The following is a 21,814-nucleotide window of genomic DNA, read 5'->3' as shown; positions in this document are numbered from 1 at the left end:
CCGGAGTCCATTTAGGAGAAAAATGCAGGACGTACTGAACGCCTCGCTTGCCACGGTTGACGCCGACGTCGCCGCCGCCGTCGCAGAGGAACTTCGCCGGCAGCAGTCCACGCTGGAAATGATCGCTTCGGAGAACTTCGCTCCGTCGTCGGTGATGGAGGCCCAGGGCTCCGTCCTCACCAACAAGTACGCCGAAGGCTACCCCGGCAAGCGCTACTACGGCGGCTGCGAGCACGTCGATGTCATTGAGCAGCTGGCCATCGACCGGGTCAAGGCCCTGTTCGGCGCCGAGTTCGCCAACGTGCAGCCGCACTCCGGCGCCCAGGCCAACGCCGCCGCAATGTTCGCCCTGCTGAACCCGGGCGACACCATCCTCGGACTCTCCCTCGCCCACGGCGGCCACCTCACCCACGGCATGAAGATCAACTTCTCCGGCAAGCTGTACAACGTGGTTCCGTACCACGTCCGCGAAGAGGACCTGCGCATCGACATGGCAGAGGTCGAAGCCCTCGCCCTGGAACACAAGCCCAAGTTGATCGTTGCCGGCTGGTCCGCATATTCCCGCCAGCTGGACTTCGCCGAGTTCCGCCGCATCGCCGACCTCGTCGGCGCCTACCTGATGGTGGACATGGCGCACTTCGCCGGCCTCGTCGCCGCGGGCCTGCACCCGAACCCCGTCCCCTACGCGGACGTGGTCACCACCACCACCCACAAGACCCTCGGCGGCCCCCGCGGCGGCGTCATCCTCGCCAAGGAGGAATACGCCAAGAAGATCAACAGCGCCGTGTTCCCCGGCCAGCAGGGCGGACCGCTGGAACACGTGGTCGCCGCCAAGGCCGTGGCCTTCAAGCTCGCCGCCGCCCCCGAATTCAAGGAACGCCAGGAGCGCGTCCTGCAGGGTGCCCAGCTGGTGGCTGAGCGCCTCCTGCAGCCGGACGTCCAGGCTGCCGGCATCTCCGTCGTCAACGGCGGAACCGACGTTCACCTGGTCCTGGTTGACCTCCGCAACTCCGAACTGGACGGCCAGCAGGGTGAGGATGCCCTCCACAAGATCGGCATCACGGTCAACCGCAACGCCGTCCCGTTCGACCCCCGCCCGCCGATGGTCTCCTCCGGCCTGCGCATCGGTACCCCCGCCCTCGCCGCCCGCGGCTTCGGCGCCACCGAATTCGCCGAGGTTGCGGACATCATCGCGACGGCGCTCATCGCCTCCGCCAGCACCGGCACCCTTCCCGGGGACACCGCCGTCGAGCTCCGCGCCCGCGTGACCGCGCTGGCCGGGCAGTTCCCCCTCTACCCGCATCTTTCCGAGAACAGCAACGACGCCAGCCTGGCCGGTGCCGAAGCAGACCTGATTGGAGCAGCCCAGTGAGCGCACCCCACCTCCCGGAGCACCCGGACTTCCTGTGGCGGAACCCCGAGCCCAAGTCCTCCTATGACGCCGTCATCGTCGGCGGCGGCGGACACGGCCTGGCTACCGCGTACTTCCTGGCCAAGAACCATGGCATGACCAACATCGCCGTCTTGGAAAAGGGCTGGCTGGCCGGTGGCAACATGGCCCGCAACACCACCATCATCCGCTCCAACTACCTCTGGGACGAGAGCGCGGCCATCTACGAGCACGCCCTCAAGCTCTGGGAAATCCTGCCCGAGGAACTCGAGTACGACTTCCTCTTCAGCCAGCGCGGCGTGATGAACCTCGCCCACACCCTGGGCGACGTGCGCGAAAGCGTCCGCCGCGTGGGCGCCAACAAGCTCAACGGTGTGGACGCTGAATGGCTGGACCCGCAGCAGGTCAAGGAACTCTGCCCCATCCTGAACATCAGCGACAACATCCGCTACCCGGTGATGGGCGCCACCTACCAGCCGCGTGCAGGCATCGCCAAGCACGACCACGTCGCCTGGGCCTTCGCCCGCAAGTGCGACGAAATGGGCGTGGACATCATCCAGAACTGCGAAGTCACCGGCTTCCTGAAGGACGGCGACCGCGTGGTGGGCGTCAAGACCACCCGCGGCACCATCAACACCGAAAAGGTGGGCCTGTGCGCCGCCGGCCACAGCTCGGTCCTGGCCGAGATGGCAGGCTTCGAGCTTCCCATCCAGTCCCACCCGCTGCAGGCCCTGGTGTCCGAACTGCACGAGCCCGTCCACCCCACGGTGGTTATGTCCAACCACGTCCACGTGTACGTTTCGCAGGCGCACAAGGGCGAGCTGGTCATGGGCGCCGGCGTTGACGCCTACAACGGCTACGGCCAGCGCGGTTCCTTCCACGTGATCGAGCAGCAGATGGCGGCCGCCGTCGAGCTCTTCCCGATCTTCGCCCGGGCCCACGTGCTCCGGACCTGGGGCGGCATCGTGGACACCACCCTCGACGCCTCGCCGATCGTCGGCCTCACCCCGGTGGAGAACATGTTCGTGAACTGCGGCTGGGGAACCGGCGGTTTCAAGGGAACGCCGGCCGCCGGCATGACCTTCGCGCACACCATCGCCACCGGCGCTCCGCACAAGCTGAACGCGCCGTTCTCGCTGGAACGTTTTGAAACCGGCGCCCTCATCGACGAACACGGCGCCGCCGCCGTGGCCCACTAGCCGCCCGCCACCAGAAAAGGACTAACGCACATGCTGCTGATCCCATGCCCCAACTGCGGCCCGCGGGACGAAACCGAATTCCACTACGGCGGACAGGCCCACGTCCCGTACCCGGAAAACCCCAACGAGCTGAACGACACGGAGTGGTCCCGCTACCTCTTCTACCGCAGCAACACCAAAGGCTCCTTCGCTGAGCGCTGGGTGCACAGCACCGGCTGCCGCCAGTGGTTCAACATGGTCCGCGACACCGTGAGCTACGACATCAAGTCCGTCTACCGGATGGGCGAGCCGCGTCCCGACCTGGCCGGAGCCCCGGCTGCCGAATCCGGCACCGCCAGCGTTGCCGCGGACAGCACCACCACCGGAACCGCCGCGCCCAGCATCGCTGCAACCAGCACTGCCACCAGCGTCCCTGCCGCCTCTGCCCCGGAAGGAGTCACCAAGTGACCGCCCAGAACGCCCGCCTGGCCACCGGCGGCCGCATCGACCGCACCATCTCCTGGCGCTTCACCGTGGACGGCGAGGAATTCACCGGACACCCCGGCGACACCCTCGCCTCGGCACTGATCGCCAACGGCCGCATCGCCGCCGGCAACTCGCTCTACGAGGACCGCCCCCGCGGCATCATGTCCGCAGGTGTGGAGGAGGCCAACGCCCTGGTCCGCGTGGAAGCCCGCTTCCCCGGCCATGTGGCTGAATCCATGCTTCCCGCCACCACCGTTTCCCTGGTGGACGGTCTCCAGGCCATCCAGCTCAACGGCCTGGGCAAGCTTGACCCTGCGGACGACCACGCCGAATACGACAAGAAGTACGTCCACACCGACGTCCTGGTCATCGGCGGCGGCCCCGCCGGCCTCGCCGCAGCCCGCGAAGCAGTCCGCACCGGAGCCCGCGTCATGCTGCTGGACGACCAGCCAGAACTGGGCGGCTCCCTGCTCTCCGGTTCCACGGCCGAAGGCCTGACCGAGACCATCGAGGGCAAGCCCGCCCTGGAATGGGTGGCTGACGTCGAGGCTGAACTGGTCTCCGGCGCCGAGTCCACGGTCCTGAACCGCACCACCGCGTTCGGCGCCTACGACGCCAACTACGTCATCGCCGTCCAGAACCGCACCGACCACCTCACCACCCCGGCGGCGCCGGGCGTCTCCCGCCAGCGGATCTGGCACATCCGTGCCAGCCAGGTGGTCCTTGCCCCCGGCGCCCACGAGCGTCCGCTGGTCTTCGAGAACAACGATCGCCCGGGCATCATGCTCGCCTCCGCCGTGCGCAGCTACCTGAACCGGTACGCCGTGGCCGCCGGCAACCGCGTGGTCATCAGCACCACCAACGACAGCGCCTACGCCACCGCCCTCGACCTGGTGGCAGCAGGCGTGAAGGTCGCGGCCGTCGTCGACGCCCGCCCGCAGCTCACCCCGGTGGCAACCGCCGCCGTCGAGTCCGGCATCCGCGTCCTGATCGGCAGCGCCGTCGCCAACACGTCAGCTGATTCGGCCGGCCGCCTGGACGGCGTCACCGTCCGCAGCATCAACGACGACGGTGAGCTCACCTCGGGCGTCGAGCAGATCGCCGCCGACCTGCTGGCCGTCTCCGGCGGCTGGAGCCCGTTGGTGCACCTGCACTCGCAGCGCCAGGGCAAGCTGCGCTGGGACGAGGACCTTGCCGCCTTCGTGCCCAGCACCGAGGTCCGCGACCAGCAGATCATCGGCTCGGGCCGCGGCTCCTTCGCCACCGCAGACTGCGTCGCCGAGGGTGTCTCCGCCGGCGCGAAGGCGGCCATCGCCGCCGGTTTCAGCTCCGTTGTTGAACCTGCCGTGTTCGGCGAGCCGAAGGCCTCCGCCCCCACCCGCCAGCTGTGGCTGGTTCCGGGGGAGAGCGGCACGCCCGACGACTGGCACCACCACTTCGTGGACTTCCAGCGTGACCAGTCCGTGGCCGACGTCCTCCGTTCCACCGGAGCCGGCATGCGTTCGGTGGAGCACGTCAAGCGGTACACCTCCATCAGCACCGCCAACGACCAGGGCAAGACCTCCGGGGTCAACGCTATCGGCGTGATCGCTGCGGCCCTCCGCACGGCCGGCGAAGCCTCCCGCGGCATCGGCGACATCGGCACCACCACCTACCGTGCACCGTTCACCCCGGTGGCCTTCGCGGCACTGGCCGGGCGCCAGCGCGGCGAACTCTTCGACCCCGCCCGTGTCACCAGCATCCACCCGTGGCACGTGGCCAAGGGTGCGCTGTTCGAGGACGTCGGACAGTGGAAGCGCCCCTGGTACTACCCGCAGGCCGGGGAGGACATGGACGCCGCCGTGCTGCGCGAATGCGCCGCCGTCCGCGACTCCGTGGGCTTCATGGATGCCACCACCCTGGGCAAGATCGAAATCCGCGGCAAGGACGCGGGCGAGTTCCTGAACCGCGTCTACACCAACGCGTTCAAGAAGCTCGCCCCGGGCTCCGCACGCTACGGCGTGATGTGCTACGCGGACGGCATGATCTTCGACGACGGCGTGACCCTGCGCCTCGACGAGGACACCTACTTCATGACCACCACCACCGGCGGCGCCGCCAAGGTGCTGGACTGGCTGGAGGAATGGCTGCAGACCGAGTGGCCGGAACTGGACGTGCACTGCACCTCGGTGACCGAGCAGTGGAACACCATTGCCGTCGTCGGCCCCAAGTCCCGCGAAGTGCTTGCCAAGGTTGCACCGGAGCTGGCTGCCAACGGCGGACTGGACGCCGAGGCGTTCCCGTTCATGACCTTCCGCGAAACCACCCTCGCCTCCGGCGTGCGGGCCCGGGTCTGCCGGATCTCCTTCTCCGGTGAACTCGCCTACGAAATCAACGTCCCGGCCTGGTACGGACTCAACACCTGGGAGGCCGTGGCCGCCGCGGGTGCCGAGTTCAACATCACCCCGTACGGCACCGAAACCATGCACGTGCTGCGCGCCGAGAAGGGCTACCCGATCGTCGGGCAGGACACCGACGGTACCGTCACCCCGCAGGACGCCGGCATGGAGTGGATCGTCTCCAAGGCCAAGGACTTCATCGGCAAGCGCTCCTACTCCCGGGTGGACGCGCAGCGTGAAGACCGCAAGCACCTGGTCAGCGTCCTCCCCGTGGACGGCACGCTCCGGCTGCCTGAAGGCACCCAGCTCGTGGAGAAGGGCCGTTCCACCAACCCGGCCTACGGTCCGGTGCCGATGGAAGGCTTTGTCACCTCCAGCTACCACAGCGCCGCACTGGGCAGGTCGTTCGGCCTGGCCCTGATCAAGAACGGCCGCAACCGCATCGGCGAAACCCTGGTGGCAGCCGCCGGCGACCAGCTGGTGGACGTCGTCGTCGCAGAAACAGTGCTTTTTGACCCCGAAGGGACCCGCAAAGATGGCTGAAACAGCAGCTTCCCCGACTGCTCCGCAGAACTCAATTGACAAGAACCTGTCGGCCCGCACCAGCCCGGCCCGCCTGCTCCGGGAGGCCTTCGCCGAAGGCTCCCTGGCCGGCGTCGTTGAACTCTCCGAGGTCCCCTTCCTCACCATGGTGGGACTCAGGGCAGTCCCCGGGTCGGACGCCGCCCAGCGGCTGGCCGCCGTCACCGGCGGCCTGCCCACCGGGTCCGGCTCCGTGGTCAGCAACGGCGACATCTCCGTCCTGTGGCTCGGCCCCGCCGAGTTCCTGGTGGTCGCTCCCACCGAGGCGCACGAATCCCTGGGCGGCGACCTGATCCCCGCGCTCAAGGACGCACTGGGTGACGGCGCCGGCCAGGTGGTGGACCTTTCCGCCAACCGGACCACGTTCGAACTCACCGGCCCGCGGGCCCGCGCGGTCCTGGAAAAGGGCAACTCGCTGGACCTGCACCCCCGGGCGTTCAAGACCGGCACCGCCTTCTCCACCGAAATCGCGAACATTCCCGCGATCCTGTGGAAGACCGGCGACGAGTCGTTCCGGGTCTTCCCCCGCGCCTCCTTTGCCGAGTTCCTCGGCCGGTGGCTGCTGGACGCCATGCGGGAGTATGCGTCGCCTGAGGTCCCCTAATGGCGCTTAGCGTCCTGGATCTGTTTTCTGTCGGCATCGGGCCCTCCTCGTCACACACGGTGGGCCCGATGCGGGCGGCCAAGCTCTTCGCCGACGGGCTCAAGGCCGACGGCCTGCTTGCCGGCACGGCCCGGGTCCAGACAGAACTGTTCGGGTCCCTGGGCGCCACCGGGCGCGGCCACGGCTCGGACAAGGCCGTGGTCCTGGGGCTCAAGGGCCTGGACCCGGAAACGGTGGACACCTTCACCGCCGACGACCAGGTCGCAGCGGCTGCCCTGGACGCGGAGCTGCACATCGCCGGAACCCACCGGGTGGATTTCAACTGGGAAGCGGACGTGGTGCTGCACCGCCGCAAGTCCCTTCCGGCACACCCCAACGGCATGACCTTCACTGCCTTTGACCATGCCGGCGCCGTCCTGAGCGAGCGGAGCTTCTATTCGATTGGGGGCGGCTTCGTGGTTGACGGCGATGCCGAGGGAGCAGACAAGGTGGTGGCAGACACCACCGTGCAGCCCTACCCGTTCGCCACCGGGGACGAGCTGCTGGAGATCTGCCGCCGGGAAAACATGTCAATCTCGGACGTCATGCTCGCCAATGAGCTGGTGTGGCGCAGCGAAGCGGAACTGCGGGAGAAGCTCCTCGGCTTGTGGGCCGTGATGCGCGAATGCGTGCAGAACGGCTGCAGTGCCGAAGGCATCCTGCCCGGCGGGCTGAAGGTTCCCCGGCGCGCACCGGCGCTGTACAAGACCCTGTCCGCGGACTCCGCCAGCACGGATGCGCTGCGCGCCATGGAATGGGTGAACCTGTTCGCCCTCGCCGTCAATGAGGAAAACGCGGCCGGCGGCCGCATCGTGACGGCACCCACCAACGGCGCGGCCGGGATCGTTCCTGCCGTGCTGCACTACTACGTCAAGTTTGTTCCGGGAGCGGACGACGACGGCGTGGTCCGCTTCCTCCTGGCGGCGGCCGCCGTCGGGATCCTGTTCAAAACGAACGCCTCCATCTCCGGCGCCGAAGTCGGCTGCCAGGGCGAGGTGGGCTCGGCCTGCTCGATGGCCGCCGCAGGACTGTGCGAGGTCCTCGGCGGGACGCCGGCGCAGGTGGAGAACGCGGCCGAAGTGGGGATTGAGCACAACCTCGGCCTCACCTGCGACCCTGTCGGCGGGCTGGTGCAGATCCCCTGCATCGAGCGGAACGCCATTGCCAGCGTCAAGGCGATCAACGCCGCCCGGCTGGCCCTGCACGGGGACGGCAGCCACAAGGTCTCCCTGGACAAGGCCATCAAGACCATGCGCGACACCGGAGCCGACATGAAAACCAAGTACAAGGAAACCTCCCGAGGAGGACTCGCCGTGAATGTGATCGAGTGCTGAGCCATGTCTGTTACTGAAGCCCACGTCCCTGCCCCCGATTCGCCCAGCCCCAAGGAGCCAACCTCCGTGGAGCACGTCCTCACCCTGGACTGCCCCGAAGGTCCGGGCATCGTGCACGCCGTCTCCGGCTTCCTGCTGGCGAACGGCTGCGACATCATCGACAACAAGCAGTTCGGTGAGCGCTCAGAAGGCCACTTCTTCATGCGCGTGCACTTCGTCTCCGAAGGCGACGAATCCACGCTGGAGACTTTGCGGGATTCCTTTGCCCCCGTGGCGGAAAAGTTCGGCATGCGGTGGCAGCTGGAGCGCAAGGGGTCCAAGCGCCGGGTGCTGATCATGGTTTCCAAGTTCGGACACTGCCTCAACGACCTGCTGTTCCGCGCCCGGATCGGTGAACTGCCCATCGAGGTGGTCGCCGTGGTCTCCAACCATCAAGACCACCGCGGCCTGGCGGAGTGGCACGGGATCCCGTTCCACCACATCCCGGTGACGGCCGAAACCAAGCCCGAGGCCGAAGCAAAGCTGATGGAACTCGTGGACGGCCTGAACGTGGAACTGGTGGTGCTGGCCCGCTACATGCAGGTGCTCAGCGACGACCTGACCCGCAAGCTGGACGGACGCGCCATCAACATCCACCACTCGTTCCTGCCCAGCTTCAAGGGCGCCAAGCCGTACCACCAGGCGTACGCCCGCGGCGTCAAGACTGTTGGCGCCACCGCGCACTACGTCAACGCTGAACTGGACGAGGGTCCGATCATCGCCCAGCAGGTGGTGGAGGTGGACCACACCTACGGTCCCGAGGACCTGGTGGCGGCCGGCCGTGACACGGAGTGCAAGGCCCTGTCCAACGCGGTGAAGTGGCACTGCGAAGGCCGGGTCATCCTGCAGGGCAACCGCACGGTGGTGCTCCGCTAAGGGAACAAAACCGCATATCGGAAGCGCGGCTGGTCGTCTATGGGCGGCCGGCCGCGCTTTTGCTGTCCCATGGACCGCCTTTGCGCGGGCGGTCACTTCGCTGAGCGACAAGGACTGGTCGCTGCGGGACAAACTCCGGTATAGCCCCCGCTGCCAAGCTGGATCCCACAGAATTTCCCCAACTCATGACCGTAATGAGGGATCCTATGAGTATTTCCAATTCCGAGCCCCGGACCACTGACGTTCCGGCCAGGGAGCATTCAACCGCCCTCCGCGCCGGCAGCATCGGCGTGCTGGGCATCCTGTTCTTCGTCCTCTCCGCCCAGGCTCCCCTGACAGGGATCGTGGGCGCCGCGCCGCTTGCGGCTGCCCTCGGCAACGGTGCCGGCGCGCCCGGCGCCTACCTTGTGGTGGGCATCGTCATCGTGATCTTCGCCGTGGGATTTGTGGCGATGAGCCGCAGGATCCAGGCCAACGGCGCGTTCTACGCCTACATCACCGCGGCCTTCGGCAGGCGGGCCGGTGCCGGCGCGGCGTGGCTGGCACTCCTCGCCTACAACACCATCCAGGCCGCGATGTACGGGCTGTACGGTGCAGCGTTCTCCGGACTCCTGGCGTCGACGGGGCTGGAGGTGCCCTGGTGGGTGCTGTCCCTGGCCACCATGGCAGGGGTCCAGGTCCTTGGTTCACTCAACATCGAACTGGGCGCCCGGGTCCTGGCGGTCCTGGTGGGGCTGGAAGTGGCGGTGCTGCTGCTGTTCGGCTTCGCGGTGCTGTTCAGCGGTGGCGGGCCGGAGGGCATTAGCGCGGCTGCGTCCTTCTCTCCGGAAGCCATCGCGTCAGGCGCGCCAGGCGTGGCCATCATGTTCGCCGTCGCCTCCATGTTCGGCTTCGAATCCACCGCCATCTATTCGGCCGAGGCCAAGGACCCGCACCGCACCGTCGCCCGGGCCACGTACCTGTCCGTCGGTGTCATTTCGGTGTTCTTCGCCTTCATTTCCTGGATGCTCGTCAGCTACTACGGCCCGTCCAGGGTTATGGACGCGGCAGGGGCGGCCCTTGAGTCAGGGGATGCCACCTCCTTTGTGCTGGGGCCCATGGTGGAGCTGTTCGGTCCGTGGGCGGGGACTGTGGCCGGTGTCCTGCTGGTCACCTCGCTGCTTGCCGGGATCATCGCGTTCCACAACGGCATCAACAGGTACCTGCACTCCCTCGCCCTGCAAGGTTCCATGCCTGCCGTCCTGGCCCGGACCAACCGGCACCGCGCCCCGGCGGTGGCGGCCCGCATCCAAACCGCGGCCGCCGTCGTCCTGGTAGTTCCGTTCGCTGTCCTGGCACTGGACCCGGTCCTGACCCTGTTCTCCTGGTTCAGCGGGCTGGCCGTGGCGGCACTGCTGGTGCTCTACATCCTCTGCTCTGCCGCCGTCGTCGGCTTCTTTCGCCGTGAACACGGCGCGGCGCCGCTGTGGCAGACGCTGCTTGCCCCCGCGCTCGCGGCCCTGCTGCTCGCCTGGGTCCTGTTCCTGGTGGTCAGCAACTTCACCGCCCTGATCGGCGGCAGCTCCGAAACCGCCACAGCGCTGCTGGCAGCCGTCCCGGTGGTGTTCGTGGCGGGCGTGCTGGTCGAAGCGCAGGTGCAGCGGCGGCACAGGGCGTCCAGCCTCGGCCACAACGTGGCTTAGCGGCCCGGGCTGCCGGCGGTGCCGGCAGTCCTCGCCGGGCCCGGTGCGACGCCCACGCGCCGGGCCAGTCCGCGTGCCAGGACAAAGAGCGCGGTCACAACGGCCGCGGCAAGCCAGGCCGCCTGCAGGTGCCCGGGCCAGATCCCTGCGATGCCCAGGACCGCGGGGACAGTCGTGGTGGGCTGGCTCAACAGCACCAGCGCCCAGCCGATTAGCGGTTCCAGGCGAGCACGGCCGAGCCCGGAGGCCATGAACAGCAGCGCCCACAGCGCCGCCCACGCCAGCCACAGGACGGCGAGCAGCGGATCGGAGCCCAGCCAGGCGGCGGCGAGCAGCACACCCACGAATGCCACCATCCCGCAGAACCAGCCCACGCCCCTGGAGCCCAGCCCCAGCAGCACGTCGAGGCCCACGTAGACGTACGTCAGGCCGAACAGGAACATCCCGGCGGCAGTCAGCAGCGGCGCCGCGGGGGAGACGCCGAGATGTACGACGGCGAGCGCCAGTTGGATGCCACCGACCACCACGCTCAGGACGGCCGCGTCGCGTCGGGGCAGATGGCCCAGCGTGGCGAGGCCGTTGACGAGCAGGGCAGCACCCGAGAGCAGGAGGCAGACGTACGGCATCAGCGGCCTTCCTCCAGCAGGACAAACCTGGTTTTGATTTTCGCTTTATGGAATCTAAATGTCACAATACGGAGGTTAGCTGAGCTGGGGCCCTGATTGTGCCGGGCGCAGTCATATTCGGATAAACTTGAAAGCTCAACAAATCAAGTGCCAGCACCGGGGCGGCGCGGTCCTCCCATGCGTGGCCTGAGGTAAGGAATCACCATGCATGCACGGATGGAGGCCATCAGGGACGCTGTCCTCGCCAGGAATCCCGGCGAAGCTGAATTCCACCAGGCGGTGGGGGAGGTCTTCGAAAGCCTCGGCCCGGTCCATGACAGGCATCCCGAATTCCTCGAGGCAGCCATCCTGGAGCGACTCTGCGAACCCGAGCGGCAAATCATCTTCCGCGTCCCCTGGACCGACGACGCCGGGCGCGTCCGGATCAACCGCGGCTTCCGGGTGGAGTTCAACTCCGCCCTTGGCCCGTATAAGGGCGGCCTGCGGTTCCACCCGTCCGTGTACCTGGGAATCGTCAAATTCCTCGGCTTCGAGCAGATTTTCAAGAACGCCCTCACAGGCATGCCCATTGGCGGCGGCAAAGGCGGCTCGGACTTCGATCCCCGCGGCCGCAGCGACGCGGAGGTCATGCGCTTCTGCCAGTCCTTCATGACCGAGCTCTACCGGCATATCGGCGAATACACCGACGTCCCCGCCGGTGACATCGGCGTGGGCGGCCGTGAAATCGGATACCTCTTTGGCCAGTACAAGCGCATCACCAACCGGTATGAATCCGGCGTGCTCACCGGCAAGGGCATCTCCTGGGGCGGCTCCCTGGTCCGGCCCGAGGCCACGGGTTTCGGCACTGTCATCTTCACGGAGGAGATGCTGAAGACCCGCGGAACCTCCTTCGACGGCCAGCGGGTCGTGGTCTCCGGCTCCGGCAACGTGGCGATCAACGCGATCGCCAAAGCCCAGTCCCTTGGTGCCACGGTTGTAGCCTGCTCCGACTCGTCAGGTTATGTCGTGGACGAGGCCGGCATCGACGTCGCGCTTCTCCGCGAGGTGAAGGAAGTGGACCGCGGACGGCTGAAGGATTACGCGGAACGCCGCGCCGGCGTCGACTACGTGGACGGCGGCTCCGTGTGGGACGTGGACGCGACGGTGGCGCTGCCCTGCGCCACGCAAAACGAGCTCGACGGCGAGGCTGCCGCCCGCCTGGTGCGCAAGGACTGATCGCGCTCGGCGAGGGGGCCAACATGCCCTCGACGCGCGAGGCCGTCGCGGTCTTCCAGGCGGCGGGCGTGCTCTTCGGCCCGGGCAAGGCGGCCAACGCCGGCGGGGTGGCGACGTCGGCCCTCGAAATGCAGCAGAACGCCAGCCGCGATTCGTGGTCCTTCGAACACACCGAGGAGCGGCTCACGGACATCATGGTCGGCATCCACGACCGCTGCGCGGCCACCGCCGACGAATACGGCGACCCGGGCAACTACGTCCTCGGCGCCAACATCGGCGGCTTCGTCAAAGTGGCTGACGCGATGCTGGCGCAGGGCTTGATCTAACCTCCCGCGTTGCTGCGTCAGCCGCGGCGCCAGTCGCTGGGGGAGACGCCGAAGGCATCCCGGAAGGTGCGGCTGAAGTGGGCCGGATCCAGGAAGCCCCAGCGCGCGGCGACGGCCCCCACGGGCAGGGCCGCGTGCAGGGGGTCGCGCAGGTCGCGGCGGGCCCCGTCCAGGCGCTGTGTGCGGATGTAGCCGGCCACGGTGGTGCCGGATTCGTGGAACACGTTGTGCAGGTGCCGGGTGGAAATGAAGTGCGCCGCGGCGATGCCCGCCGGTGACAGCCGGGGATCGGACAGGTTGGCGTCGATGTACTCCCGTGCGGACACTGCGAGCAGGGCCTGCGGCTTCATCCGGTCCGGCGCCATGTCCATTTCGGCGTGCAGCATGGTGGCCACCAGGTCCAGGGCGTTCGCGGCCAGCCGCGACCCGCTTGGCCCGTCCAGCACCTGCAGGTTGCTGGAAAGCTGGCGGAGGAACTGGCCAACGATTCCAGCCATTCCTGTGGCATCCATCCGGACGGCGGCGAGCTGGCCGACGTAATCGGCAGGCAGGGAGAGTGCGTCGCAGGGGAACATCACCACCATGACCCGGGCCTGCTCCTCGAACGCCAGGGTGTAGGGCCGGTTGGTGTCATAGATGGCCAGGTCGCCGGGCTGCAGCAGGGCTTCCCGGTTGTCCTGCACCAGCAGGCCGGTTCCCTCCAGTTGCAGGTTCAGCTTGAAGTAGCGCTGGTTGGCCTGGGAGACCAGCGCCGGCGTACGGTGCACCTCGTGCGAGGTCGCCGTCACCTCCACGATGGACAGCCGGTCCAAAACCCGGGCACGCATCTGTCCCCGGAAACCGTCCACGTCAGCAGTCCGCGCCACAAGCGGGACAAAGGATTCCGCCACCAGATGCTTCCAGTGGGTGAAGGACGTGGCGACGCTGGAGGTCAGGTTCTGCTGTGCAGGGCGGGCTGCGGTGCGGGCTGGTGCTGGCATGGATGCTCCTGATGTCTGCTCATCGGACATTCCCCCGGAACTGTGTCCCGGAACACAGTGGAATCAGGTTAGTGCCGGGCGGGTCTTTTTTCAACACCTGTCGAAAAACCCCCGCCCGTCGGCGGGAGGGGGAGGGGGTTACTTGTTCCTGCCGCGGGCGGCGACCACCCACCGGTCGACGAGTTCTCCGGACTGGACCACGGCAACGTCGTCCACCAGGTTCAGCACCAGGCAGACGTGGTTGGGGATCACCCGCAGCCGGTCACCCCGGGCAGGAGCGGGGCCGGGGCCGTGCCATTCGACGGTGGCGTGGTGTTCGGAGAGGGCGGTGATCCTGGCCTTCGGGTTGTCCAGCAGCCGGCCGAAGCCGGTGGCCCATGCCGGCCGGTCGCTGCCCAGGACCTTGCTGCCGGCGTCGATGATGAAGCGGGCGGGCGTCCCTGGCGGGGTGTTGTGATGGCTGACAACCGTGGCGGCGACCGTGAGGGCGATGTCCTCCAGTGCGCACCGTTCCAGCTCCAGTTGCTGGGCATCGCCAAAGACGTATACGCCGGGGCGCACTTCGGTGGCGGCCGACCCCTCGGTCAGCAGGGCTGTGGGCGTGGAGCCGCCGCTCCGCACGGGCGCATCAAAACCCGCGTCCGCAAGGGATTGGGCGGCGCGCGCCAGGGCGTCCTGTTCCTGGGCCACTGCCAGGGCGGGCATGCCCGGGGCGTAGCTGTGGCCCGGGAACGTGAATACGCCGGCCACGTTCAGGCCGGCGTCGGACGCCGCCTGGGCCACGTCGCCGGCACCCTCAGGACTGATGCCGCTGCGGTGGTGGCCGCTGTCGATCTCCACGAGCACGTCCACGCGCCACGCCGCGGGCCCGAGGGACGTGCCCAGCTGCCTGGCGCCCTCCGCCGAATCAATCCCGACGGCGACACGCGCACCGGCCACGAGGCGGCGGAGCCGCTCGGCTTTCTGCGGCGACATCCACAGCGGGTAAGCGATGAAGAGGTTGTCCATGCCCGCCGCCGCGAAGACTTCCGCCTCCCCGATGGTCGCCACCGTCAGGCCCGCCGCCCCGGCTGCCAGCTGGCGCCGCGCAATTTCGGGAATCTTGTGCGTCTTGGCGTGCGGGCGCAGGGCCAGGCCCTTCGCTGCGGCGGTGTCCGCCATTCGGGTGATGTTCCAGTCCAGGATGTCCAGGTCCACCAGGACCTCAGGGGTGTCAATGCCGGCAGGAATGGTCACTGTTGTGCCTCCTGGCAAAGGAGTGCGAGGTAGCCGTCCAGCTGGTCGGTGTGGCCGGACTCCGTGCGGCCGGCGGGTGCCAGGGCGGCCTCGATCTGGGCGCCGAGCAGCATGTTCAGGAGCTGGCCGGCGAGGATGGAGTCGTCGACGGCGGCACGGATGTCGCCGTTGTCCCTCGCCTCGGCGAGAAACCGGCGGATGGTGGTGACCCATTCGTCCATGGACTGCCGGTGGATTTCGGCTTTCTGCGGATCGTTCACCGCCTTCTGCCAGAACGGGATAACGATCCGCGCCTCGTTGATCCGCTCTTCATCCAGTGGCAGGACCTCCAGGCAGAAGGCCCGGAGCGCCTGGATGCCTGACTTGCCCTCAGTGACGCCGGCGATCCGGCTGTTGGTCCGGTTGAACACGTGGCCGAAGGCGAATTCCAGCAGTGTGTCCTTGGTGGGGAAGTAGGGTTTCAGTGCTCCGTTGGCGAACCCGGCTTCCAGGGCGATTTCCCGCATTGTCGCGCCCTCGAGGCCCTGCCGGGCGATGATCCGCCAGGTGGCATCAACCAGTTCCAGGCGGCGCTCGTCATGGTCAACTATCTTCGGCACCGCTGGCTACTCCCCGGAAATATTTCTCTGCAGACTCTTGTGAGCCATGTTACGGACGTTTATTCTCTACAACTATAGAAAATAAAACCCCGTGACCGGCAACGGTCCGATCAAAGGTTTCCCATGACTCTTGCACCAACTGAAACCACAGTCCCTTCCGCATCCGCGTTTGGCCCGGTAACGGCGCCGGAAATCCTGGACGTGCGGTCCATCCTCCAGTCCGAAGGCCTCCTGGACCCGCAGCACCGCATCGCTTACCTCGGCCTGCTCGACCCGGCCCGCGGTACAGGCACGGGCACGGGCACGGGCGCGGACGCGGCTGACCGCCGCTTCCGCGTCTTCATTCACGACGTGTCCGGGGCTGCGCCGCGTGACGTGCTCGTTTCCGTGACGCACCAAAAGGTGGAATCCGCCGTCGAACTCGACACCGCGGTGACCGGCGAACTGCCGGTCCTCGAGGAGGAGTTCGAGGTGGTGGAGTCCCTGCTTGCCACGGATGGGCGCTGGCTCACGGCTCTGGCTGACAGGGGGCTCGACGTCGGCAAGGTCCGCGTGGCCCCGCTCTCGGCCGGCGTCTTCGAATACCCCGGGGAGAAGGGCCGCCGCATCCTCCGGGGGCTCGCTTTTGTCCAGGACTTCCCGGAGGACAGTGCCTGGGCACACCCGGTGGACGGCCTGGTCGCCTACGTGGACGTCGTCAACAAGGAGGTCACCCAGGTGATCGACCTGGGCGCGGTGCCCATCCCGGCCGAGCACGGCAACTACACCGACCCCGAACTGACCGGCCCGGTCCGCGAAACCCAGAAACCCATCAGCATCACCCAGCCTGAAGGGCCCAGCTTCACTGTCACGGGCGGCAACCACGTCGAATGGGAGAAGTGGAGCGTTGACGTCGGTTTCGACGTCCGCGAGGGCGTGGTCCTGCACAATCTGGCCTTCCGGGACGGGGACCGGAAGCGGCCCGTCATCAACCGCGCCTCCATTGCCGAAATGGTGGTCCCGTACGGTGACCCGTCGCCCATCCGGTCCTGGCAGAACTACTTCGACACCGGCGAATACCTGGTGGGCCAGTACGCCAATTCCCTGGAACTGGGCTGCGACTGCCTCGGTGAGATCACCTACCTCAGCCCGGTCATCTCCGACGCCTTCGGCAACCCGAGGGAAATCCGCAACGGCATCTGCATGCACGAGGAGGACTGGAGCATCCTCTCCAAGCACACCGACCTGTGGAGCGGCGTCACCTACACCCGCCGCAACCGCCGCCTGGTGATCTCCTTCTTCACCACCATCGGCAACTACGACTACGGGTTCTACTGGTACCTCTACCTGGACGGCACCATCGAATTCGAGGCCAAGGCCACCGGCATCGTGTTCACCTCCGCATTCCCGGAAGGCGGTTCGGACAACATCTCCCAGCTCGCACCCGGCCTGGGCGCACCCTTCCACCAGCACCTGTTCAGCGCCCGGCTGGATATGGCGATCGACGGCTTCACCAACCGGGTGGAGGAAGAGGACGTCGTCCGGCAGGCTATGGGTCCCGGCAACGAGCGCGGCAACGCCTTCACCCGGCGGCGCACCCTCCTCACCCGGGAGTCCGAAGGTGCCCGCGAAGCCGACGCCCGTGCCGGCCGGACCTGGATCATCTCCAACCCCGAATCCCGCAACCGGCTGGGTGAACCCGTGGGCTACAAGCTCCACCCGCACAACCAGCCCACCCTCCAGGCCGATCCCGGCTCCTCCATCGCCCGGCGCGCTGCCTTCGCCACCAGGGACCTGTGGGTCACCCGCTATGCGGATGACGAACGCTACCCGACCGGCGACTTCGTCAACCAGCACTCCGGCGGTGCCGGCCTGCCCGCCTACGTGGCGCAGGACCGCGACATCGACGGACAGGACATCGTCGTCTGGCACACCTTCGGACTCACCCACTTCCCGCGGGTGGAGGACTGGCCGATCATGCCCGTGGACACGGTGGGCTTCAAGCTCCGTCCCGAAGGCTTCTTCGACCGCAGCCCTGTCCTGGACGTCCCCGCCAACCCGAACCGGCAGGCCGCGGCCTGCCACAGTGAGGGCGGCAGCGGTGACTGCCACTAGCCTCGCCTCCGGCTTCACGGAATGCACGACGGCGGCGGGCCGGGTCCCTGCCCGCCGCCCCGTCGTGCATCCGCGCCTGGTAGCGGCAGCCACGGGCGTTTCCTGCGCAGCACACGGATGGCTTGCCATTTTCGGGCAGCATGGCGTGTGGGTTGGGGCCGTCATGCTCGCGCTCGCTGCCGTCTGCCTGCCGTGCACGGTGCATATCTGGCGGCACAGCCGGGTGGGTGCGCTTCACCAAGTGACGGCCTCAGCGCTGGTGATGGTGCTCCTGCACGCGGGCCTGCTGCCCGGCATGGCCGGCGGGGGACACGCCCATGGCGCCGTCCCGCCGTCGTCCGCTGTCATGCCCGCCGGTTCCGCCCACCTCCTGCTGGTCATCGGCGTGGAACTTGCCACCGCGCTGCTGGCTGCCACCCTTGTGGCGCGGCTGCGCCGTAGTAAGGGGCTTCAGCGCTAAAGGACATCGGCACTAAAGGACATCGGCGCCCTGTCCTGCAGTCCGGGACGCGAGGGTGAAGTCCGCGACGCTTTCGAGCCGGGGGTGCAGGTGGTTGCCATCCTGGACGACGCCCTTCTCCCAGCGGAGCCGGAGCCCCCCGGGCACGACTTCAAGGGTGGCCAGGTTGTTGTCGAACCAGGGGCCCTTGATGCCGGACCACCTGAAGGGCGGGTCCGGGACCCGGGCGGAGCGGGCCACCGCGGCTCCGATGGGGGATGCGAAACCGTAGGACGTTACCGCGCCGAAGGAGCGGAGCAGCCGCGGCAGCGGGTTGCGGATGGGTGAGCAGACGGCCTGGATGATACGGCTGCCCGAGGAGCGCTCCACTTCGGAGACGTAGGAAAAGTGAACGTCCCCGGAGACAAAAGTGACGGTCTCCGGGGGCGTTCCGCGTTTGCCGTCGGCCACCTCGGTGGCCATGGCGGCCACCTGCTGGAAGCTCTTCTGGAATGCACCCCAATGCTCCAGGTCGAACGTCGTGCGCAGCTTTTCGCCGGCGCGGGCGGACAGTTTGCCCCAGGCGCCTTCCGAAATTGCCTCATCCCAGGACTCCAGGTGGTGCAGGCCCATCGGCAACAGGAATGGCAGGGAAGTGGCCACCAAAAGATGCCGGACGCCGCCGCACATCCGCTCGTCCAGCCAGGCCATCTCCGCATCGTCCAGCAGAGACCGGCGGTCCGGTTCCAGGTTCCGGGCGGCACGCGAATCCACCACGATCAGCCGGGTGTCCCCGAAGTCGCGGCAAAAGCTCCACCGGTAGCTCTGCGGCTCCCGGTCGGCCCGGCCCGCGAAACTGTCCAGGTGCCGGCTGAGGTCAAACTCGCCGGCGCCGCGGTGCGCCGCCACCTTCCGCCAGACGGGGTCCGCCGCGCGCTCCTTCGGCGAGAGGTTGCCCAGGTGCTGGTAAACCCAGTAGGACCCGAGCCCGGCCACAATGCGCTGCTGCCACCAGCTGGTCTTCCGCATGCTCTCCTGCCAGCTGAGGGAAGCGTTCCAGTCGTCACGGATGTCGTGGTCGTCGAAGATCATGGCGGTGGGCAGGGTGGACAGCAGCCACCGGTTGGCGGGGTCGGACCAGGCCAGGTAGTAGAGGTGGGCATACTCCTCGTAGTCCTGGAGCTCCTCGCCCGGGGGTTGGCGGATGTCGCGGCGGGACTTGATGAACTCCTGCATCTGGGTGCTTGTGGAATCGGCGTAGACCTGGTCGCCCAGGAACGCCACCAGATCCGGCCACCGCCTGCCGTCGCCGGACATCATATCCAGCGCAAAGGCCCGCAGCGCGTCCACCCCGTGGCTCCGGTTGCCGGACGCATCGTGCGGGACGCTGGTGCGGCACGAGCCGTAGGCCAGGCGCAGGGGCTTCCCGGGCTTCAGGGTGGCAATGACAGGCGGCGGAAATTCGGAGCCGGGCTCGGGCCAGGCGTGGGCGCCGTTGAGCTGGACGGTGTAGGGCGTAACTGACCCCGGCTCCAGCCCGTTGACGTCCACCAGCGCGTAGTGGTGGCCATGGACGCCGAACGTGGGCGCCTCCCACGACCGTCCTCCGGCGGCAACCGTCACCTGTCCGGCATCCCGCGTTTCCACCCAGATCGCGGCCGACGCCTGATCCACGTACCGCACCATTGGGCCGAGCACCACTGCCGGGGTAGTCATCTCTCAGTTGTACCCGCTCTGTCCCGGTGGGGCTATGGGGAATGCCGCAGGATGCCTGCCGGCTCCCTATCCCTCCGCGAACCAGTTGCGGGCAGGATTGCTGACCGCCGGGGCAGACCGATCCAGGCCCGGCCGCGCCGCCCATTTCACCCCGTTCGCGAGCACCCGCTGAACCTGCGGGTGGTGGTACACCGGGTACTCCTGGTCGCCCGGGCTGAAGTAGAAGATACGCCCCTTGCCCCGGGTGAACGTGACGCCGGAGCGGAACACCTCACCACCGGCAAACGAGCTGATGAAGATGAGGTCGTCCGGGTCCGGAATGTCGAACAGCTCGCCGTACATCTCCTGCTCGGGGATCACGATAGGGCTGTCCACCCCTTCGGCGATGGGGTGTGAAGGCTTGACGGTCCACACCAGCTCGCGCTCGCCCTCGTTCCGCCAGGCCAGTGAGCAGCTGGTGCCCAGCAGCCTGGTGAACACCTTCGCGAAGTGCCCGGAATGGAGCACAATCAGGCCCATTCCGCCCAGTACATGCCGGTGGACGCGTTCGACGACGGCGTCGCTCACCTCAGCATGCGCAACGTGTCCCCACCAGAGCAGGACGTCCGTCCCTGCCAGCACCTCCTCGCTGAGGCCGTGCTCCTCGTCGGCCAGGACCGCCGTCGTGATGTCTGCGTCCGGGCAGTGCTGCCGGAGGCCGGCGGCGATGGCACCGTGAATGCCGTCAGGGTAGATCTCACCGATGTGGGCGGGCTCGTTGTTTGCCTCATGGACGCCCTCGTTCCACACCCGGATCCTCAGTTTGCCGTCCATTAGAGCCGAACCTCCCTCTGCTCCAGCGCGGACTGGTAGCACGCATCGATAATTTGGGCCCGGTAGAGCGCCAGTGATCCGTCATGCTCGCCCCACACTGCCTCGCCGCCCCGCACTGCCGTGACAAAATCCTCCACCACCGCATCATGGGCGCGGCCCGGAAGGGCGGGCGGTACGTAGTCGGCGGACTCGCCGTCCTTGTCCGTGAACACCCGAAGCTGGCCAAGGGGCGGGAAGGGGGCGCCCTGCACCTTGAGTTCAGCGCCGCCGTCCGTGCCGTAGACCGTGAAGTCCAGCAGGTCGTCGGTTTCCCGGTACGTGGCCCAGCTCGCCTCAATCACCAGCGTCGCGCCTCCCTCAAGGCGGAGGAACGCCGTGGCGAAGTCCTCCACCTCGAAGGCATGGCTGGTGGCCTGTGCCGAGTAGCGGTTGCCGCCGCCCCTGCCCTGCGGGCCAAGTTCGGAGTGGGTGGCGGCGGAGACGGCAACCACCTTCGGTTCGCCCAGAAGGTGCAGGGCGTAGTCCAGCGCGTGGACGCCGATGTCCGCAAGCGGTCCGCCGCCGGCGAGTTCCGGGTTGGTGAACCAGCTGCCCAGCGTAGGTATGCCCGAACGCCGCAGCCAGGATGCTTTGGCGTAGTAGGGGCGTCCCAGCCCGCCGTCGTCGATGACGCCCTTGAGCGCCTGGATGTCGCCGCGCCGGCGGTGGTTGAAGGCGACGTCCAGGACGCGCCCGGCCTTGCGGGCCGCATCGACCATGGCCTGGCCTTCAACGGCGTTGCGCGCAATCGGCTTCTCGCTCAGGACGTGAATTCCCCGTTCGAGGGCCGCGATGGCGATGGGCGCGTGCAGGAAGGTGGGCACAGCCACGCTGACGGCATCCAGGCCGCCGAAATCCAGCATCTCCTTCCAGTCTGCGAAGGCGCTGGGAATCGAGTATTCGGCCTGGAGCGAGTCGCGGAGTTCCTGCTCCATTCCGGCCAGGGACACGATGCGGACGCCGTCCAGTTCGGAATATGCCTTCAGATGTTGCTGGCCGGCCCAGCCGATGCCGACCACGCCCACCCGAAGATCCTGGGTTTCCGGGTTCCCGGGGGTGGCGGCCTGCCGGCCGGGGGACTGCTCGTTGCTCACAGATATTCCTCTTCTTCTATGGTGCTGTGGAATGTGGTTGGGGCGCCTT

General features: G+C 67.7%; 17 protein-coding genes and 1 pseudogene. 11 read left to right on the top strand and 7 right to left on the bottom strand.

The window, feature by feature from the left end:
* Nucleotides 1-22: 22 nt before the first annotated feature.
* The 8 genes from glyA (at nt 23) to ACYQ1Z_RS10050 (ending at nt 10,588) form a co-directional block, all read left to right on the top strand.
* A complete protein-coding gene (glyA, locus tag ACYQ1Z_RS10085) occupies nt 23-1,372 on the top strand; it encodes a serine hydroxymethyltransferase (RefSeq protein WP_459792379.1) in 1,350 nt (449 codons plus the stop codon).
* Nucleotides 1,369-2,589, top strand: a complete 1,221-nt coding sequence (locus tag ACYQ1Z_RS10080) for a sarcosine oxidase subunit beta family protein (protein ID WP_459792378.1) — start codon at nt 1,369-1,371, stop codon at nt 2,587-2,589. The genes glyA and ACYQ1Z_RS10080 overlap by 4 nt, the downstream gene beginning before the upstream one ends.
* Before the next feature lie 30 nt (nt 2,590-2,619).
* A complete protein-coding gene (locus ACYQ1Z_RS10075; protein WP_459792377.1) occupies nt 2,620-3,036 on the top strand; it encodes a sarcosine oxidase subunit delta in 417 nt (138 codons plus the stop codon).
* Complete coding sequence (locus ACYQ1Z_RS10070) at nt 3,033-5,975, top strand: sarcosine oxidase subunit alpha family protein (protein WP_459792376.1); 2,943 nt, start codon at nt 3,033-3,035, stop codon at nt 5,973-5,975. The genes ACYQ1Z_RS10075 and ACYQ1Z_RS10070 overlap by 4 nt, the downstream gene beginning before the upstream one ends.
* Nucleotides 5,968-6,618 carry a sarcosine oxidase subunit gamma gene (locus ACYQ1Z_RS10065; protein WP_459792375.1) on the top strand — a complete coding sequence of 217 codons (651 nt, stop codon included), beginning with the start codon at nt 5,968-5,970 and terminating at the stop codon, nt 6,616-6,618. The genes ACYQ1Z_RS10070 and ACYQ1Z_RS10065 overlap by 8 nt, the downstream gene beginning before the upstream one ends.
* Nucleotides 6,618-7,991, top strand: coding sequence for an L-serine ammonia-lyase (locus ACYQ1Z_RS10060; RefSeq protein ID WP_459792374.1), 1,374 nt, complete (start codon nt 6,618-6,620; stop codon nt 7,989-7,991). Before ACYQ1Z_RS10065 ends, ACYQ1Z_RS10060 begins: the two co-directional genes overlap by 1 nt.
* A 3-nt stretch (nt 7,992-7,994) precedes the next feature.
* Complete coding sequence (gene purU / locus ACYQ1Z_RS10055) at nt 7,995-8,906, top strand: formyltetrahydrofolate deformylase (RefSeq protein WP_459792373.1); 912 nt, start codon at nt 7,995-7,997, stop codon at nt 8,904-8,906.
* A 206-nt stretch (nt 8,907-9,112) separates the two neighbouring features.
* Complete coding sequence (locus tag ACYQ1Z_RS10050) at nt 9,113-10,588, top strand: APC family permease (protein WP_459792372.1); 1,476 nt, start codon at nt 9,113-9,115, stop codon at nt 10,586-10,588.
* Here the strand turns inward: ACYQ1Z_RS10050 and ACYQ1Z_RS10045 are convergent.
* On the bottom strand, nt 10,585-11,214 hold the full coding sequence (locus tag ACYQ1Z_RS10045; protein ID WP_459792371.1) for an AmiS/UreI family transporter: 630 nt from the start codon (nt 11,212-11,214) through the stop codon (nt 10,585-10,587). The two genes, ACYQ1Z_RS10050 and ACYQ1Z_RS10045, sit on opposite strands and share 4 nt — an antisense overlap.
* Before the next feature lie 204 nt (nt 11,215-11,418).
* On the opposite strand from ACYQ1Z_RS10045, the pseudogene gdhA reads away from it, so the two are divergent.
* Nucleotides 11,419-12,755: pseudogene (gdhA, locus tag ACYQ1Z_RS10040) on the top strand (NADP-specific glutamate dehydrogenase).
* A gap of 17 nt (nt 12,756-12,772) precedes the next feature.
* Here gdhA and ACYQ1Z_RS10035 read toward each other — a convergent pair.
* From ACYQ1Z_RS10035 to ACYQ1Z_RS10025, 3 genes are all read right to left on the bottom strand, one after another.
* Nucleotides 12,773-13,735 (bottom strand): AraC-like ligand-binding domain-containing protein, encoded by a 963-nt coding sequence (locus ACYQ1Z_RS10035; RefSeq protein ID WP_459792370.1) that lies wholly within the window; start codon nt 13,733-13,735, stop codon nt 12,773-12,775.
* A 138-nt stretch (nt 13,736-13,873) separates the two neighbouring features.
* The gene (locus tag ACYQ1Z_RS10030) at nt 13,874-14,971 is read right to left on the bottom strand and encodes a D-TA family PLP-dependent enzyme (RefSeq protein WP_459792369.1); all 1,098 of its coding nucleotides are present in this window, start codon (nt 14,969-14,971) and stop codon (nt 13,874-13,876) included.
* Nucleotides 14,968-15,570, bottom strand: a complete 603-nt coding sequence (locus ACYQ1Z_RS10025) for a TetR/AcrR family transcriptional regulator (RefSeq protein WP_459792368.1) — start codon at nt 15,568-15,570, stop codon at nt 14,968-14,970. Before ACYQ1Z_RS10025 ends, ACYQ1Z_RS10030 begins: the two co-directional genes overlap by 4 nt.
* Before the next feature lie 123 nt (nt 15,571-15,693).
* On the opposite strand from ACYQ1Z_RS10025, the gene ACYQ1Z_RS10020 reads away from it, so the two are divergent.
* Together ACYQ1Z_RS10020 and ACYQ1Z_RS10015 are read left to right on the top strand one after the other, a co-directional pair.
* Complete coding sequence (locus tag ACYQ1Z_RS10020) at nt 15,694-17,664, top strand: primary-amine oxidase (RefSeq protein WP_459792367.1); 1,971 nt, start codon at nt 15,694-15,696, stop codon at nt 17,662-17,664.
* A complete protein-coding gene (locus tag ACYQ1Z_RS10015; RefSeq protein WP_459792366.1) occupies nt 17,651-18,124 on the top strand; it encodes a hypothetical protein in 474 nt (157 codons plus the stop codon). The genes ACYQ1Z_RS10020 and ACYQ1Z_RS10015 overlap by 14 nt, the downstream gene beginning before the upstream one ends.
* A gap of 12 nt (nt 18,125-18,136) precedes the next feature.
* Here ACYQ1Z_RS10015 and ACYQ1Z_RS10010 read toward each other — a convergent pair whose 3' ends face one another.
* The 3 genes from ACYQ1Z_RS10010 to ACYQ1Z_RS10000 all read right to left on the bottom strand — a co-directional run bounded on the left by ACYQ1Z_RS10010 (nt 18,137) and on the right by ACYQ1Z_RS10000 (nt 21,765).
* Entirely contained in the window at nt 18,137-19,819 is a 1,683-nt protein-coding gene (locus tag ACYQ1Z_RS10010) for an alkaline phosphatase D family protein (protein WP_459792365.1), read from the bottom strand.
* 66 nt (nt 19,820-19,885) lie between these two features.
* Nucleotides 19,886-20,632 (bottom strand): ThuA domain-containing protein, encoded by a 747-nt coding sequence (locus tag ACYQ1Z_RS10005; protein ID WP_459792364.1) that lies wholly within the window; start codon nt 20,630-20,632, stop codon nt 19,886-19,888.
* The gene (locus ACYQ1Z_RS10000; protein WP_459792363.1) at nt 20,632-21,765 is read right to left on the bottom strand and encodes a Gfo/Idh/MocA family protein; all 1,134 of its coding nucleotides are present in this window, start codon (nt 21,763-21,765) and stop codon (nt 20,632-20,634) included. The genes ACYQ1Z_RS10005 and ACYQ1Z_RS10000 overlap by 1 nt, the downstream gene beginning before the upstream one ends.
* Between the last annotated feature and the right edge of the window lie 49 nt (nt 21,766-21,814).

The organism is Arthrobacter sp. AD-310 (assembly GCF_054656615.1).
The sequence above is the reverse complement of the archived record's forward strand: the minus strand, read 5'-3'. Positions and strand labels throughout refer to the sequence as shown.

Coding starts and splice junctions, on each gene's coding strand:
- glyA (WP_459792379.1), top strand. CDS start 23: ATGCAGGACGTACTGAACGCCTCGCTTGCCACGGTTGACGCCGACGTC.
- ACYQ1Z_RS10075 (WP_459792377.1), top strand. CDS start 2,620: ATGCTGCTGATCCCATGCCCCAACTGCGGCCCGCGGGACGAAACCGAA.
- ACYQ1Z_RS10065 (WP_459792375.1), top strand. CDS start 5,968: ATGGCTGAAACAGCAGCTTCCCCGACTGCTCCGCAGAACTCAATTGAC.
- ACYQ1Z_RS10060 (WP_459792374.1), top strand. CDS start 6,618: ATGGCGCTTAGCGTCCTGGATCTGTTTTCTGTCGGCATCGGGCCCTCC.
- purU (WP_459792373.1), top strand. CDS start 7,995: ATGTCTGTTACTGAAGCCCACGTCCCTGCCCCCGATTCGCCCAGCCCC.
- ACYQ1Z_RS10050 (WP_459792372.1), top strand. CDS start 9,113: ATGAGTATTTCCAATTCCGAGCCCCGGACCACTGACGTTCCGGCCAGG.
- ACYQ1Z_RS10045 (WP_459792371.1), bottom strand. CDS start 11,214: ATGCCGTACGTCTGCCTCCTGCTCTCGGGTGCTGCCCTGCTCGTCAAC.
- ACYQ1Z_RS10035 (WP_459792370.1), bottom strand. CDS start 13,735: ATGCCAGCACCAGCCCGCACCGCAGCCCGCCCTGCACAGCAGAACCTG.
- ACYQ1Z_RS10020 (WP_459792367.1), top strand. CDS start 15,694: ATGACTCTTGCACCAACTGAAACCACAGTCCCTTCCGCATCCGCGTTT.
- ACYQ1Z_RS10010 (WP_459792365.1), bottom strand. CDS start 19,819: ATGACTACCCCGGCAGTGGTGCTCGGCCCAATGGTGCGGTACGTGGAT.
- ACYQ1Z_RS10005 (WP_459792364.1), bottom strand. CDS start 20,632: ATGGACGGCAAACTGAGGATCCGGGTGTGGAACGAGGGCGTCCATGAG.